The 14,910-nt window shown below is 56.3% G+C and carries 16 protein-coding genes and 1 rRNA gene; 11 read left to right on the forward strand and 6 right to left on the reverse strand.

The genetic code is table 11. The features are described 5' to 3' along the window. Positions 1-21 precede the first annotated feature (21 nt). From P0119_08095 to P0119_08145, 11 genes are all read left to right on the forward strand, one after another. On the forward strand, positions 22-1,233 hold the full coding sequence (locus P0119_08095; protein MDF0666023.1) for a sulfotransferase: 1,212 nt from the start codon (positions 22-24) through the stop codon (positions 1,231-1,233). Between the two features lie 616 nt (positions 1,234-1,849). Beyond that, positions 1,850-2,053 carry a hypothetical protein gene (locus tag P0119_08100; GenBank protein ID MDF0666024.1) on the forward strand — a complete coding sequence of 68 codons (204 nt, stop codon included), beginning with the start codon at positions 1,850-1,852 and terminating at the stop codon, positions 2,051-2,053. A 42-nt stretch (positions 2,054-2,095) separates the two neighbouring features. Continuing rightward, positions 2,096-2,527 (forward strand): VOC family protein, encoded by a 432-nt coding sequence (locus P0119_08105; GenBank protein MDF0666025.1) that lies wholly within the window; start codon positions 2,096-2,098, stop codon positions 2,525-2,527. A 177-nt stretch (positions 2,528-2,704) separates the two neighbouring features. After that, positions 2,705-3,889 carry a sialidase family protein gene (locus tag P0119_08110; GenBank protein ID MDF0666026.1) on the forward strand — a complete coding sequence of 395 codons (1,185 nt, stop codon included), beginning with the start codon at positions 2,705-2,707 and terminating at the stop codon, positions 3,887-3,889. A gap of 461 nt (positions 3,890-4,350) precedes the next feature. Then, positions 4,351-6,930: a sigma 54-interacting transcriptional regulator gene (locus P0119_08115; GenBank protein MDF0666027.1), complete on the forward strand. Its 2,580-nt coding sequence runs from the start codon at positions 4,351-4,353 to the stop codon at positions 6,928-6,930. 274 nt (positions 6,931-7,204) lie between these two features. Next, positions 7,205-7,354 carry a hypothetical protein gene (locus P0119_08120; GenBank protein ID MDF0666028.1) on the forward strand — a complete coding sequence of 50 codons (150 nt, stop codon included), beginning with the start codon at positions 7,205-7,207 and terminating at the stop codon, positions 7,352-7,354. Positions 7,355-7,441: 87 nt separating this feature from the next. Next, positions 7,442-8,199 (forward strand): IS5 family transposase gene (locus tag P0119_08125; GenBank protein MDF0666029.1). Its coding sequence is split into 2 segments (ribosomal slippage): positions 7,442-7,774 and positions 7,777-8,199, totalling 756 coding nucleotides; the frame shifts between segments, so codons are not numbered across the junction. Positions 8,200-8,296: 97 nt separating this feature from the next. Beyond that, a complete protein-coding gene (locus tag P0119_08130; GenBank protein MDF0666030.1) occupies positions 8,297-8,719 on the forward strand; it encodes a hypothetical protein in 423 nt (140 codons plus the stop codon). A 109-nt stretch (positions 8,720-8,828) separates the two neighbouring features. Beyond that, positions 8,829-9,170: a hypothetical protein gene (locus P0119_08135; GenBank protein MDF0666031.1), complete on the forward strand. Its 342-nt coding sequence runs from the start codon at positions 8,829-8,831 to the stop codon at positions 9,168-9,170. A 487-nt stretch (positions 9,171-9,657) separates the two neighbouring features. Then, entirely contained in the window at positions 9,658-10,185 is a 528-nt protein-coding gene (locus P0119_08140) for a hypothetical protein (GenBank protein MDF0666032.1), read from the forward strand. 502 nt (positions 10,186-10,687) lie between these two features. Continuing rightward, positions 10,688-11,557, forward strand: a complete 870-nt coding sequence (locus P0119_08145) for a hypothetical protein (protein MDF0666033.1) — start codon at positions 10,688-10,690, stop codon at positions 11,555-11,557. A 285-nt stretch (positions 11,558-11,842) separates the two neighbouring features. On the opposite strand, the gene tnpA is transcribed toward P0119_08145, so the two are convergent. The 6 genes from tnpA to rrf form a co-directional block, all read right to left on the reverse strand. Next, on the reverse strand, positions 11,843-12,232 hold the full coding sequence (gene tnpA, locus P0119_08150) for an IS200/IS605 family transposase (protein ID MDF0666034.1): 390 nt from the start codon (positions 12,230-12,232) through the stop codon (positions 11,843-11,845). Between the two features lie 307 nt (positions 12,233-12,539). Beyond that, positions 12,540-12,794 carry a hypothetical protein gene (locus tag P0119_08155; protein ID MDF0666035.1) on the reverse strand — a complete coding sequence of 85 codons (255 nt, stop codon included), beginning with the start codon at positions 12,792-12,794 and terminating at the stop codon, positions 12,540-12,542. Positions 12,795-12,891: 97 nt separating this feature from the next. Next, complete coding sequence (locus P0119_08160; GenBank protein MDF0666036.1) at positions 12,892-13,122, reverse strand: hypothetical protein; 231 nt, start codon at positions 13,120-13,122, stop codon at positions 12,892-12,894. 555 nt (positions 13,123-13,677) lie between these two features. Next, on the reverse strand, positions 13,678-13,932 hold the full coding sequence (locus P0119_08165; GenBank protein MDF0666037.1) for a DUF2442 domain-containing protein: 255 nt from the start codon (positions 13,930-13,932) through the stop codon (positions 13,678-13,680). 2 nt (positions 13,933-13,934) lie between these two features. After that, positions 13,935-14,228, reverse strand: a complete 294-nt coding sequence (locus tag P0119_08170) for a BrnA antitoxin family protein (GenBank protein MDF0666038.1) — start codon at positions 14,226-14,228, stop codon at positions 13,935-13,937. 432 nt (positions 14,229-14,660) lie between these two features. Then, positions 14,661-14,777, reverse strand: a 5S ribosomal RNA gene (rrf, locus tag P0119_08175). Positions 14,778-14,910: the final 133 nt, after the last annotated feature.

Raw genomic sequence — 14,910 nt, forward strand, 5'->3', positions numbered from 1 at the left:
CCCCCTCGACAGCGCTGGAGGGTGGGACGCTCCTTCCTCGTCCACGCCATCAACGCGCTGAGCGGCACTGTCGGTCAGGCAACATGGGCAAGCCTTGAGGAAGAGGAACTCATAAAGGCGGCAAGCCGCCGGGCCGGCCATGACGACTTTGGTGACGCATCCTTTCGAGAACCCCTCCGTCGCCTCCTTTCGTCCTTTCAGACGGAAGCACATCTTCACCCTCTGGGGCGACTGGCCGCTCGTCGCGAACTGACCATGCTCCTGGTCAACCGCTTGCGGCTGCAGGAAAATCGCAGGCGTCATCCTGGTATCGTCGAGCAGCAAATTCGACGACCGATCATCATCACGGGCCTGCCCCGCACCGGGACGACGTTTCTCCATGGCCTGCTTGCCCTTGACCCAGCCAACCGGGTTCCACGCACCTGGGAAACCCTGTATCCCAGCCCGCCGCCAGAGGCGGAGACGTACCATGTTGACCCGCGCATTGCTCTGGTTGATCGTCAGCTCCGCTGGTTCCATCGAATGGTTCAGGACGTCAACCGTGTACATCCCATCGGTGCAAGGCTTCCCGAGGAGTGTCTCGTGCTCCTTGGCCATTCGTTCATGAGCTACCTGTTCGTGGCGAGCCACCGCCTGCCGTCCTATCTTGACTGGCTTGAATCTCAGGACCTCCGCCCCTCATACGAGACGCACCGTAGATTCTTGCAGCACTTGCAGTGGCGTTGTCCGGGTGAGCGGTGGGTGTTGAAGACGCCGGCTCACATGTTCGATTTCGAGGCGATGTTCGAGACCTACCCTGATGCCTGTGTCGTGATGACACACCGCAACCCCATAGAGGTGATCGCCTCCAATGCCAGTCTGACGGCAACTCTCAAATCTGCCTTCAGCGACGAGGTTGATCCTGTTGAAGTAGGACGAGAGTGTACTCGAAGGTGGTCTGAAGGTCTCCGCAGGGCTCTGCGTTCGCGCGACCGCGGCTGCGTTCCCTCAGACCGCTTCCTCGATCTCTACTACACCGACCTAGTCGCTGACCCGGTGGCAGCTGTGGAACGAGTCTATAGACATTTTGACCTGCCCTTGCCCGACGGACTTCGGGACAAGGTTCGGGAATCTGTCAACAGGAACCCGAAGAATCGTTTCGGGACACACCGGTATAACCTCCATGACTTTGGTTTGGATCTTCAGGAGGAGGAGAAGAGGTATGCCGCCTACCGGGAACGTTTTCGCTTGTGATGTCGGCACGCGTTGTCTAGGAAGCCGTTTGCTTTTGCTGACCGTCTAGTACTACTGCGTCATCAAACTATCGTGGGTGATCTGCCTAGGCTGCACGAGACACAGGACAGAGACCAGAGCATCGATCGAGATTGAATCCGACACATCGCTTCAATCGACGACGGCACATACCGCTCAGACCGCAGTGGCAGTTCCCCGTGGTTTGAACCCGCTGGGTAGGCGAGCGGCGTGGGGGAATGAAAGCGACAAAGGGGGGAAAGCCGAGCGCGCTCGGCGGCAAGGAAGGCGAGGTCACCGTTTGTAAAGGTCGAATCACCGGACGGTTTTTCATATTCATATTTCGCCCTCCACTCCCAACTGAAATCGCAGATCTACGATCGCGTCACGAACATGCTATGTGGATACTCCAGTTCGGTCGACGTCAAAGAGATCCGCATCTTCGGCAGCGTCAAGCCTCAACCTCGAACGGTCAAGTGCTGGGCCTGTTTGAGGCTGCCGCCAAATCAGCCGAGCAATTCATGAATCGCTGTCGATTTGAGGCCCACTGGTTCGACTACCGGATAGAGAGACCACTTTTAAGGTTCTTACCTACATAAGCTCAAGACGAGACACTGCCATGCGATGCATGATCATTGTCAAAGCCACGAAGAAGTCGGGAGCCGGGGTGATGCCAAGTGAGCGGTTCTTGACAGAGATGGGCGAATACAACGAAGAATTAGTGAACGCGAGCACGATGCTCGTCGGCGAAGGGCTTCAATCGAGTTCGAAGTGCGCGCACGTGTGTTCCCCAGAAAACCGCTTGCGCCCGGAATCAACCTGACGGCAAAAGAGACGCATGCACAACGTGATAAAGGAGAACATCATGCACATTCAACCTTATCTGTTTTTCAACGGACGGGCGGAGGAGGCGCTCCATTTCTATACCCAGGCGGTCGGCACCGAAGTCACCACGCTGATGCGCTTCAAGGATAGTCCTGAAGGCTCCTCCACCAACATGACTCCGAAAAGCTGGAACGACAAAGTGATGCATGCCAATGTTCGCATCGGTGATACGCAGGTGATGGCTTCGGATGGTTGTAGCCAGGAGCCGTTGGGCTTTCACGGGTTTTCGCTCTCTCTATCCGTCCGCACGGTCGCGGAGGCTGAGAAATGCTTCAGGGCTTTGGCCGACGGAGGCAAGGTGGATATGCGGCTCAGCGAAACATTCTGGTCCCCTCGATTCGGTATGCTCACGGATCGTTTTGGCGTAGCCTGGATGATCGGCGTATTCGACGACAAGACAAAGACTACATAATTGTTTATCATCACAATCGATAACTGGGAGCAAATCAACGGAAGGCCACCACGCAGTTGAAACAATTGGCAGTCACCACATGGGCCGGGCGTTCGCGGGCGCCGGCATCGGCGCCCACGACGAAGCGGCCGACGGCTGCCCGCCGAAAGACGGTTATCGAACGAAAGGAGCCAGGCAATGAGCGCGGTTCGACTATTGGTCGGCACCCGCAAGGGTGCATTCATTCTGACATCGGACGGGAAGCGGAAACAGTGGACTGTTGACGGCCCCCGCTTCGGCGGCTGGGAGCTGTACCATCTGAAGGCCTCGCCGGCCGATCCGGATCGCCTCTATGCCTCCCAAACCAGCAGTTGGTTTGGCCAGGTGATTCAACGCTCGGACGACGGCGGCAAGACCTGGACCCCGCCCGGCACCAAACCAGAGGACCTCATGGGAGCGGACGGCACGTCGAAGGGCGAGAGCAATATGTTTCTTTATGACGGCTCTCCAGAAACCGGGCAGCCGCTCACCACGCACCAATGGTACGACGGCACGCAGCGTCCCTGGGAATTCAAGCGAGTCTGGCACCTGGAACCGTCCATGACCGACCCCGACACAGTCTATGCCGGTGTGGAGGACGCAGCGCTCTTCAAGTCCACGGACGGCGGCAAGACCTGGGTGGAACTGGCCGGACTGCGCAGCGCCAAGGGGCAGCTCTGGCAGCCGGGCGCCGGCGGCATGTGTCTGCATACCATCTTGCTGAATACCGGACAGCCGGACCGCATGTTTGTGGCGATCTCGGCCGCGGGCACGTTCCGCAGCGACGACGCGGGGCAGGCGTGGCGGCCCACCAACAAAGGATTGCGGTCGAAGTACGAGCTGCCCGATCCGGATGCGGAGGTGGGCCATTGTGTCCACAGCATCGCGCTCCATCCTGAGCGGCCACAGGTCCTGTTCATGCAAAAACATTGGGGGGTACTACGCAGCGACGACGCCGGCGAGTCGTGGCAGGAGATCAGCGGCGACCTGCCGAGCGATTTCGGGTTTCCCATCGCCGTCCATGCGCACGAGCCCGATACGGTCTATGTCGTGCCGATCACGAGCGATTCCGAACATTATCCGCCGGAGGGGAAGTTACGGGTGTACCGTAGCCGGGCAGGAGGCAATGAGTGGGAGGCGCTGACGAAAGGGCTGCCGCAAGCGCATTGCTATGTCAATATTCTCCGGGACGCGATGGCCGTCGATGAGCTCGATCCCTGCGGCATCTATTTTGGGACGACCGGGGGGCAAGTCTACGGTTCATCCAACGGCGGCGACAGTTGGGCGCCGATTGTGCGCGACTTGCCGGCGGTGCTATCGGTAGAAGTGCAGACACTCGAATAAGAAGTACTGAGGACTGAGTGCTGAGTGGCAAGACAATCCCGCGATACAGCGTTGCGAGAGACGGGAGAAGACATGATCCGCATCGTCCTTCCTCAACATTTGCAACTCTCGCGCGTGTCAGCGGCGAAGTGACTCTTGAGGTCGACGGTCCTGTGACGCAACGGTCGGTGCTCGATGCGCTTGAAGCTCGCTATCCGGTGTTGCGCGGAACCATCCTCAACCACGTAACAAAGTGGCGATGACCATTCCTCCGCTTTTTCGCATGTGAACAAGACCGATCACATGAACTACCGGATACTCCCCTCCCCGAGGCGGTCGTGGCAGAGGCAGCACCATTTGTTAAACGTCGGCGCGATGGTTGACGGGTGAAGAGTGACGTCGCACCACCCCCTTGAGCCGTCCTAGTCAATACGCCATACTAGATAACCATGGGTGCATCATTTGTATCGCCATGCGAAACGATGGAAGAACGCTATCGCACCTTGCTTGAGGTGGCGGAAGCGATTTCCGTGCATCGCGACCTTAAGGAACTCTTTCGCGACCTGGCTCAGCGACTACCTCGTGTGGTGTCATTCGAATATATTGGACTCATTCTGCATGACCCGTTGCGTAATGTGATGAGAAGTCACATTCTCGAAACGAACCAGCCCGAGCCGGTCCAGGATGGCCTTGAGCTGCCGGTGGAAGAATCCGCCTCAGCCTGGGTACTCAAACACCAGCAGCATCTGGTGATGCCATGTCTAGAGGAAGAAACCCGTTTCCCCAAAGTCGTCGCGTTCCTGCAAGGGCTGAACGTACAATCCGGTTGTTTTCTGCCGCTGACGACGGCGGTGCGCAGATTAGGAGCGATCGGATTCGGAAGTATGGCCCCGCACGCCTTCGGGGACTCAGAACTTGAATTCTTGAACCAGGTGGCCAAACTGGTCGCGGTTGCAGTTGACGATGTCTTGAACTATCAAGAAGCGCAGACGTCTCAGCAGCAACTGGCCCAGGAACGAGACCGGTTGCGGCTTCTCCTGGAGGTGACGAAATCCATTGCGTCACATCGCGACCTCGGAGAACTGTTCCACGATCTCGCCCAGCGGCTCCCCCAGGTCGTTCCATTCGATTTTATCAACGCTGTCTTGCACGAATCCGCGCGCGATATCATGCGCCTCTGGCTTCTGGTGACCTCGATACCGAGCTCGATCAGCCCCGGGATCGAAATTCCTGTCGATGAATCTCCCGGCGGATTGGTGTGGAAAACCCAACAGCCGTTAACAGTGGACGACATCGCGCAAGAGCACCGTTTCCCGAAGTTGATGGCAATGTTCCGAGAGAACGGCGTCCAGTCCTTTTGTGTGATACCACTCACGACGGCACAGCGGCGTCTAGGCGCCATGGGATTTGGAAGCTTGCAGAAGAAAGCCTACCAAGAACCCGAGATCACCTTTATGCAGCAGGTGGCAAACCAGGTAGCTGTCGCCGTAGACAATGTGCTGCACGAGGAAAGTGCCCTGTCCTCGCAGCAACAATTGGAGCATGAACGCGACCGGCAACGCCTGCTGTTGGAAGTGAACAATGCCGTGGTCGCGCATCTGGACCTCGACGCCCTCTTCGTGGCCGTCAGTACCTGCTTGAGAAAAGTGATTCAGCACGACGGGTCCAGCCTGCTGCTTTGCGACGAGGAGACCGGCGAATGGCGTATTCATGTATTGGATTTTCAGAAGAATGAAAGTTTCGTCGAGGAAGGAACCATCGAGGAGAGTCCGGAATCCCCGTCCTGCCTCGCGATTAACACGGGCAAAGCCGCGTTGTTTAGAGAACCGGACCTGAAAGAAATGGCGACCTCTTCACCTTGCGCGCAAGACCTGCTCGATCGCGGAGTGAAATCGTTCTGCTCCCTGCCGCTCCTTGCGCACAAACGCACGCTCGGCGCATTGAACGTGGGGCGACGAAGGGATGACGGCTTTACATCGGAGGACGTCGAATTGCTGAGCCAAGTCGCGCAGCAAGTTTCCATCGCGGTCGAAAACGCCTTGGCTTATAAACAAATCGCCCAGTTGAAGGACAAGTTGACGGAAGAAAAACTGTACCTTGAAGAAGAAATTCAGACGGACTACAACTTTGAGGAAATTGTCGGCGAGAGCCGTGCCCTCAAGCAGGTTCTCAGGCAAGTCCAAACGGTCGCTCCCACGGATTCCACGGTCTTGATTCTGGGTGAAACAGGCTGCGGGAAAGAGCTCGTTGCCCGCGCGCTCCACAATCTGAGCACCAGGCGGGAACGCACGTTCGTGAAACTGAATTGCGCCGCGATCCCGACGGGCCTGCTCGAAAGCGAATTGTTCGGACATGAAAAAGGGGCCTTTACCGGTGCGATTGCGACCAAGGTCGGCCGGTTTGAATTGGCTGACCGGGGAACGCTTTTTCTCGACGAGGTGGGAGAAATTCCCCTGGAACTCCAGGTCAAGCTCCTTCGGGTACTCCAGGAGCAGGAATTCGAACGGCTGGGTGGCACTCGCACGATTCGCACGAATGTGCGGGTCGTCGCAGCCACGAATCGCGACCTCGCCCAAATGGTAGAAGAACAGAAGTTTCGCAGCGATCTCTACTACCGACTCAAAGTCTTCCCGGTCACCGTCCCGCCGCTTCGGGAGCGTCGGGATGACATTCCGTTGTTGGTCCGACACTTCGCGCAGAAATTCGCCCAACGGATGAAGAAACGCGTCGAGACGATTCCAACCGAGGCCATGAAGGCGCTACAGAATTATTCCTGGCCGGGTAACGTACGTGAGCTGGAAAACTTTGTCGAGCGCGCCGTCATCCTGACGCATGGGCCGGATCTCTACGTGTCGCTGGCCGAATTGAAACCGACACCGAGCCACCTGGAGAATTCCGTGGCGATCACTCTCGAACAGGCCGAGCGCGAGCATATTCTGAGATCCCTGCGCGAGGCCAACTGGGTCATCGGCGGTTCTGCAGGCGCAGCCACCAAGCTCGGCATGAAACGGACCACGCTCCAATCCAGGATGCAGAAGCTCGGGATTGCCCGCCCTCGCTGATGCTGACCTTTCGGCAAACGCCGAGATATCGACAGATGTCTTTCGTCACAAGCGGCTCGCTCCCTCCAACTGCTTCACCCTAATTTATCTGAACTCACATATTTGTTCCGCACTTAGAGAAACACGACCTCAACGCTTGTTCCTTGGAACAATCATTGCCATGACTTAAGAACATCACAGAACACTCGCAACGCAGTTGGGCGATCTTGAGAGGCCGGTATGGATGTAACTGCTCATTTCGTGACTCAGCAGAGAGAGTTCATTGGACTGTCTGATGGCCGAACGGTCGCCGCCATTTCGAGAGGGCGGCCTGTCGATGATGACGCAGATCCGTGGCGAATCGAACGTCAAGGCGAAACGTGAGTTGGGATGGGAACCAACGTATCAGACCTGCAGGCAGGGGTTTGTCAAGGGGCTTGGCTAGGGCGTGTCATCAATTAATTTTCTCGATTCACAGAGCCATCGTGTTGTGATTTACTCCGTCCCAGACCAAAGGAGGGGTCTGCGGATGGTGAGACGGTATGGATTGCGTGATGACCAATGGGAGAAGATCGAGCATCTGCTGCCTGGTCGTGAAGAGACGGTGGGCGTGACGGCGAAGGACAACCGGCTGTTTGTGGAAGCGGTGTTGTACCGGTATCGCGCGGGGATCCCGTGGCGGGATCTGCCGGAGCGGTTCGGAGATTTCCGAGTGATCCACACACGCCATACGCGCTGGAGTCGACGCGGCGTCTGGAAGCGGGTGTTTGAACGTCTTGCTGACGATCCTGACAACGAATACGCGATGATCGATTCCACCATCGTTCGTGCCCACCAGCACAGCGCTGGTGCAAAAGGGGGCACCACGCGCAGGAAGCCATCGGACGCAGCAAGGGTGGCCTGACCACCAAAATCCACGCCACCTGTGATGCGTTGGGTAACCCAACGGGGTTTCATCTCACCCCAGGGCAGGCGCATGACCTGGAGGGCGCCGATGTCTTGCTACCCGGCATTGACGCGGATACCATCATTGCCGATAAGGCCTTTGATGCCGATGAACGGGTGATCCAGCCGCTGCAACGAGCGGGCAAGGTCGTGGTCATTCCCCCCAAAGCCAACAGAACCACCCCCCGCGAATACGATCAAGACCTCTACCGAGCCCGGCATCTGATTGAGAACTTCTTCGCCAGACTCAAGCAATTCCGCGCCATCGCCACCCGCTACGACAAACGCGCCGCCAATTTCCTCGGTGCCATCTATCTCGCTGCTTCAATGACATGGCTTAATTGATGACACGCCCTAGTATCTTTTATCATCTAAATAAGTACATTGAGAGGATGGTTCACTAACCGGAAGCTCGCCCAATAATCACCGAACCGGTGATCTTATGAAGACCAAGATTCAAAGAGATCGAAGGATACCACATATCGGATGGCCTGCCGGCATCATCGGCGGGCTGCTCCTCATCAGTGTCGGGTTGGAGTTGCTCGCGCATCAAGTGTTCGGGCAGACGGATGTGGGCACTTTGCTCTGGGCGCTCTATTTGGGTTTCTGGACATTTGCCCTGTGCACGATCGGCTTTCTGTTCCTCACCGTGCGGTGGTGGGGCGAGTGGAAACGTATGCGGATAAACAGTCTCGACATGAACCGGTTATCGTCCACTGAATCGACGAGCAGCCACTTCGAGAAATCCGAGTTGGAAACGCCTCTTCACATACTTCAGCAAGGCGAGATTCAGGTCGGTCCTGGCCGGTCATCCCGGAAGTGTGAGGATCGGAACGAAGTCGACAGTCACATGAAAGTCGCGTGAGAATGGATAGGCAGCTCAGTGAGACAAACAGCGGTCACCTTGTCCATCACATGACAACTTCTGCATCAGATTTCTGGACAGGCCCGCGATGAGATGACGGAGGTGTGTCATGAAGACTGCGAACTTGCTGTTCTCCATTCCGGTAGCTGCCGCTACACTATTCGTTTCCGGCTGTTCCATGATCATGGAACAACGCTGGGAGGGGGAACAACGTTGGGAGGCGTTTGACGCCCGGATGCGGCAAGAGATCGGCGTGAAGACGGAGGACTACTATGTGCGCGAATGGGGAAAACCGGTGCAGAAGCGACAGACCCCCGATGGCGGAGGGATCGCGACATGGGAATTTCGTGACTACGACGACGTCCTGAGCTGGAATCAGGACCTCACGTTCGGCCCTGACGGGATCTTGACGGGATTTCAACGGGATCATTGGCCGAAAGAACAGGGATGACCGGTCGTACACCAATCCGGCAACCGTCCTCTCGTTCACGCCATCGAGTCTACCTCCGACGACAGGAAACCCTTGTTCGGTCAGATCAACAACAGATGGGACGAAATCGAGCTTGCCGGTGAAGGCCGGGTAGACCCGGATGGTCGCCCACCCAGGCCCCCCACGGATCCGGACCTGCGGGATTCCCGCATGCCGGTCGGAAGACGGGATGTCTACCAGATGGCTGACCATCAATCGCTGCGAACTCATTCTTGTGTCGGTGGGAAATCAACTCACGTCTTTCTATTCCTTAGTAGCCATCTTCCCCTATTCGTAGCATAGCCTCCTGACCTCTATTCTTTCATACTCTGATTCCATGCCTGCCGGACCTCGCACACAGCGGTTGGTATCCCTCGCTGCCACCGTCGCGGTGATCAGTATTTGGTCACAAACAGGATGTCGTCCTACGCCTCGTGCAGTTATCGATCAAACTCCGATCGATACGGCCATGATGAGCGAACGGGTGCCGCAGGGTGTTCGGCGCTTAGCCGTCTGGTATCCTCGCGCGTCCGAGCAAGAGATGACGTACGGGTACAGCAGGCTCGAGCAAGCGACATTTCAACTCAAAAAACAGCGGTCGTGGATCAAGATCGTCGAACGGCGCGACATCGACCGATTGACGAACGAGCAGCGCTGGCAACTCTCAGGACGCGTCGAAGATGACAGTGTGGTGCGAATCGGCAAGTGGCTTGGTGCAGATAGCCTGGTGCTCTTCCGGATCGAAGGACCCACCATGAGAGAGCGGATGCTCGCGCGCTTTTACGGGAGGATGCCGCCGTTCGTGGTATCGAGTAAGATCATCTCAGTGGAAAGCGGCGAAGTGCTGTACCACGACATCGTCTCTGCCATGGCGGTTCCCCAATCCGGCGAGTGGGGCGATTACGCCAGCGACTACGAATTGCAACCAGCGATGCGCACGGCTCTCGACCATGCGTTGTCCGTCGCGATCGTGCATCTCCACCAATCGTTTCGGTAAACAATACGAAGGAAACCGCTTCACTTCTGAGTTCCCACCAACGAATGGTTCAATTCTCACGTTCTACCTTAGAACCACTCGGATGGGCGCTGGCCATCAGGGTGTTGGTGCAGCGCGCAGTGCAGAGTCATGGCTTGGTCATCGACAGTCCAGTCATCCGTTCGATGCCGGCTGGACTTCGGCGGATTCTCGAATTGCGACGCACCAGCCGAAGCAGCGATGAGCCGCAGGATATGTCTTTCCTGAGTCGTAGTGGCCAGCGCCGTGATATACGCAGTGGGGACCAAGACAACCCCATCGTGCTACCGAGCCGGAGGGCTCTAAAAATCCGACATTGTTCCATCCGCAACTTGCTCTACTGGTAAATAGGTTCTACCAGATTGGCGGGTCTTGGTCGGATTTCTTCTCTCAGCCACCAACGTAAGAACCGTGGCATTGGTTGAGACCTTAAGCTGACCATTGGTAGCATAGCTCGCTTGTTTGTTGATCGGGGAGGTGAGCTATGGCGGAAAGACTGACGGAAGCCCACTGTTGGGCTCTGTTCGAGCGCCTGTTTCCAAATGGCCTCGCCGATCGCACCTTAGTTGAAGAGCTGGCGCCCGAGGGGTGGGATCGGTCTCCATTGCTGCTCGTCTACCATCCTACAGCGGAGCAGGTCTATGAGGAAACGTTGAAGATCCGGGAGAATCTCAGGAGCCTTCTCAAGAAGGAACCTGTATCGTCCAAAGAGGAACCGCCGCTCACCCTGGATGCAGTCAGGCGCGATATGATCCACTGTGCGCCCAATCCCGTGGAGGAATGTGCCGACTTACTGGGATGCTGTCTGTGGGATGTGTTCGCCGACAACCATGACGTTGTGACTGCTGATGGAATGCTCGTTGATTTGGGCTCATTTCGCTCCGCCGCCGGTTTCATCGCGAACTTCCGTCACCGTCGCAACTCCACTCAAGAAGGCTTTGGCACTCGCGGTGATTACATCGAGTTCTATATGGGCACCACGATGGTCCGACATCGTGCGGACCTAACACCGGTGTATGAACTGATTTTCCGGCGTATGCGCCAAATCGGACTGAGCTGGCGGTATACGCACCCGCGTCTGTATGCCATCGATCTCAGCTCCCTGCCTGACCTAGCAGAAGATGATGCTCCCGAAGCCCTCCGCTACGATCCCACAGAGAGTTTCTGGCGTGAACGGCAGCTTGCGGAACGCCAGACGGAGCTAGCCGAGTTTCGGCAGAGGCTGGATGAAGCGTACCACGCCTCCATTCAGAACGCCTGTGATGGGCCACCACCCGCCACGGTGCGCGCGTACCAGCGGGTGCACGGCCGCGACCCCGACGGGTGGCCTCCAACAGTCGAGGATCAGGAATGACGGCAATCAGTTGGAGAAGGGGAAGCTGAAGTTTGATCAATCAAGAACAAAGATTCCTCTTTTCGTGTGTTCGAACGGCAGATTGCATTTTCTGTTCGATCAGGCTATACCAGCATCCCATGAACGACCCGCAGGTTGAGGAGATCAAGCGATATTTTTGAGTGGTCGCCGAATCCCTCCGCAGCGACATCCGCCAAGTTGCAGAAGGTCATTTGGGGATTGGGCGTGAGCTCTGGGAGAGTCGCAACGAATATAGATTCCCCCGCCTTTACAGGCGGGGTTCTCTCAGAATTCAAGCTGCGCTTGTCCCGCGTCTTCCTTCCCTTGTCGGGCTACGTACCGCCTGATGATCTCTTCGGTAATCCCGACCGTGGACACAAAGTAGCCGGTTGACCAGATACCGCCGCGATCCCAGTACACCTTGTCCAAGAACTGAAACTTCTCCCGCAACGCCCGGCTGGTGTTCTTCTTGATCGTTTCCACCGCAAAACTCACGCTGTATTTCGGCGGGATCACCATGTGCACATGCACATGATCCTTGTCGATCCCGATCTCCGTGAACTGCCAGTCGAGATAGTACTTCCGTACCTCCAGCAGCTTGACCCGCAAGTACTTGGCAACGCCCTCGACAAGGATCTTGCGGCGGTATCTGGTCACCCACACAATACATCCCATGGCAACCTCCTTGATGTAGGTGGAGAAGAGCCGGCGACTCATGCATGCCGCCAACTCTATACTCCACAAGAGGAGCCTTCGAGATGATTATCGGGAGTCTTTTTTAAGAGACCTCGGCAGCAGCCCGTTCATACGAAGAAGCAGGCCAGCGGATAGGCGTCGATTTGCTGTACGAGGTCACTGAGACGAGCGCTCGACGATTGTCCGGGATACTCGTGCCATTTCAGATCGGACGGCTGCCAGTAGAGCGCGCATTTTATCCGCCGACCAAATGAACTTGAGCTTGGCCACCAGCCAGTCGGTCCACTCATTGAGCGCATTTCGCTTGCGCCTGAGCGCGAAGGCGTTGCGCGACTTCATGAATGTAGTCAGCATCGGACAACGCCACCCCTAACATGACACTTGCGGCGGAGCGTTCGTCGTCATCCACAGCAAAGTCACCGATCGTACTGAGATCGGTAACCAGGGCTTCTGGATGGCCAAGCGCAGTCAGTACACGCTCGACGTACGGCTCCAATGTCTCCACCAACACCGTGGGCGCAAGCTCGATGCGTCCACCCATCGACGCCTGGCAGGTACATGCCGTCTTCCTGCAATCGATACAATCGAAATTCGGGATGTTGTGAATCTGACAGGCGTGACCCATCTGGATTCGCGGGCTATCCGGCAGCAGCGATGGCTTGTTCTGCTTCGTGGGGCAATTCCAGTTTGACAAAGTAGGAAGCGGGATAGAGGTAATCGTCACCTGATTCATCGATCACGCGCAGGTATCCGTCTTTTTCCGCTTTGGGGTCCACAAGCACGCGATACACCTTGCGCTTCTCAAGATCATCACAATCGTCGTTCTTCACACAGAGGACAAATCGGCGTTCGGTTTGTTTTCGTCGCAAGATAGTTCCCTCAATCCAAGAATCGCTTGATCTTCATCTTCTTCCGTCCGATACCGTGTGCCTCGTACCAGTGTACTTCGGCCAGTCTGGTCATTCCGTCTGCTAGTCGAATTCGCGCTCTGCCTTTCAGCTTCCTCCACCGCGCGGGGCCAAACCGCCGCCGGAGCCGCATGATGTCCCTGATTCTACCACCGACGGCAATCGTTTCAATATCCTCAATCTCGCCAACGATCCTGAAATACACGAGTCTATTGTAGGTTCAATCAGATCAGGAAGCAATTTCTCAGACAGCGCCCGGAACCTCTCCTCTGCTCCTCTCTCGCCAACAGACTTGTTCCGTACCAATGTCTACAGCATCTACATCGCCGGCTATCCATCGCTTTATCGTGATTAACATCACCGGATAGGACCCCTGACTTTCTTCGTGAAAAGTAGTCGTTACCGGCGCATTTCAAATGAAAAGGCCCGCTGATCTTTCAATCAACGAGCCATTGATGTAACCCGGCAATAGCGACAGGACTACTCTTTGCCGTCATGCCTTCTTCATGTTACTGACTATGCCAAAACCGCTACCCCCTTTTCTTTGAGCTCTTGATACATCGCATCCGGTGCTAGATCAATCTGCCCCGGCCAGGCAACAGCGCCGTGGTCTAGGTACACTTGTTTGAAGAAAGCTGGGTCGTTCAACGGCGTAAAGACACCGGTGAGATTCTCTGGAGTAAAACGGACTTCGCCAGTTAGCCCATCGGCAAATCGGACGAATAGGCTCACATCCTCCAAGGATTTCACCTCGACCACATCCCAGTACATTCCTAACCTGCCCTCTTCATCTCACTCGCCAACATGTCATTAATGAGCGACTGGTAGGGCACCTGCCGCTTGGCTGCAATCGCCTTGAGCCAGCGAAGCACTTTGGGGTCGAGCCGAATCGCGATCAGTTGCCTCGGTTCATCGCCCAGCGGCGGTCGTCCAATACGGCGCATAGTGGCCAATTGCTCGTCAGACAACGGGGGAATGTCTGAATAGTCAATCTTGCGCTTCCCGGTAACGCTTTTTTTCTTTCCGATTCGCCAATCGCGCACTGATGATTCGGATATTCTTTTCATGGCCATGGCTCCTTACCGTATACACGATGACGAGGGGCCTTCCTGTTGCCGATCGAGCGAGCCGATATCGCCGTGCCTCGGTGATCGAATGCTCAAGATCCTCGCCGTCGATCCCTGCACGATCAAAGAAGGCCGTCGCACCTTCCTCAAACGAGACACCATGTCTTGCCTCATTGCTCGCTGCTTTCTTCTCATCCCACTCAAACACCCATTATGTATATACTACAATAGGCTTGTCCTCAACGAGGTTACTCCACGTGCTTGTAACCCGGCAGAGGTCCAAACCGCACTTCGTGCATACCGGCGACTCTTTATCGTTCTATCGTGATTGATGTCGCCGGATAAACCCCATCGACTTTCTTCCGGACGCTGCTACGGGTTACACAAAATAAGAAAGCCTGCTGGCTTTCACCAGCAGGCTTTCTGTTTGTAACCCGGCAGCGTCCTACTTTCCCACTGCCTCGCGGCAGCAGTAGCATCGGCCTTGGAGGGCTTAACTTCCGTGTTCGGTATGGGAACGGGTGGGGCCCCTCCGGTATGGCCACCGGGAACAGCGCGAAGCGCAAATCTCAAACACTAAATTCAAAATAACAAATCGACAGTGCCAAATCCAAAAATTAAAGTTTTGAATTTCGATACTTGGATATTGGAATTTCCGGTTCGTGTGGTTCGCCAAGCGAAC

The sequence above is a fragment of the Nitrospira sp. genome, from assembly GCA_029194665.1.
Lineage (GTDB): Bacteria > Nitrospirota > Nitrospiria > Nitrospirales > Nitrospiraceae > Nitrospira_D.

Excerpts from the sequence above, each read along its gene's own strand:
- P0119_08170 (MDF0666038.1), bottom strand. The coding sequence starts at position 14,228 with ATGAAAAGAATATCCGAATCATCAGTGCGCGATTGGCGAATCGGAAAG.
- P0119_08145 (MDF0666033.1), top strand. The coding sequence starts at position 10,688 with ATGGCGGAAAGACTGACGGAAGCCCACTGTTGGGCTCTGTTCGAGCGC.
- P0119_08155 (MDF0666035.1), bottom strand. The coding sequence starts at position 12,794 with ATGGGTGGACGCATCGAGCTTGCGCCCACGGTGTTGGTGGAGACATTG.
- P0119_08110 (MDF0666026.1), top strand. The coding sequence starts at position 2,705 with ATGAGCGCGGTTCGACTATTGGTCGGCACCCGCAAGGGTGCATTCATT.
- P0119_08100 (MDF0666024.1), top strand. The coding sequence starts at position 1,850 with ATGCGATGCATGATCATTGTCAAAGCCACGAAGAAGTCGGGAGCCGGG.
- P0119_08115 (MDF0666027.1), top strand. The coding sequence starts at position 4,351 with ATGGAAGAACGCTATCGCACCTTGCTTGAGGTGGCGGAAGCGATTTCC.
- P0119_08130 (MDF0666030.1), top strand. The coding sequence starts at position 8,297 with ATGAAGACCAAGATTCAAAGAGATCGAAGGATACCACATATCGGATGG.
- tnpA (MDF0666034.1), bottom strand. The coding sequence starts at position 12,232 with ATGGGATGTATTGTGTGGGTGACCAGATACCGCCGCAAGATCCTTGTC.
- P0119_08140 (MDF0666032.1), top strand. The coding sequence starts at position 9,658 with ATGATGAGCGAACGGGTGCCGCAGGGTGTTCGGCGCTTAGCCGTCTGG.
- P0119_08120 (MDF0666028.1), top strand. The coding sequence starts at position 7,205 with ATGGCCGAACGGTCGCCGCCATTTCGAGAGGGCGGCCTGTCGATGATG.
- P0119_08135 (MDF0666031.1), top strand. The coding sequence starts at position 8,829 with ATGAAGACTGCGAACTTGCTGTTCTCCATTCCGGTAGCTGCCGCTACA.
- P0119_08105 (MDF0666025.1), top strand. The coding sequence starts at position 2,096 with ATGCACATTCAACCTTATCTGTTTTTCAACGGACGGGCGGAGGAGGCG.
- P0119_08165 (MDF0666037.1), bottom strand. The coding sequence starts at position 13,932 with ATGTACTGGGATGTGGTCGAGGTGAAATCCTTGGAGGATGTGAGCCTA.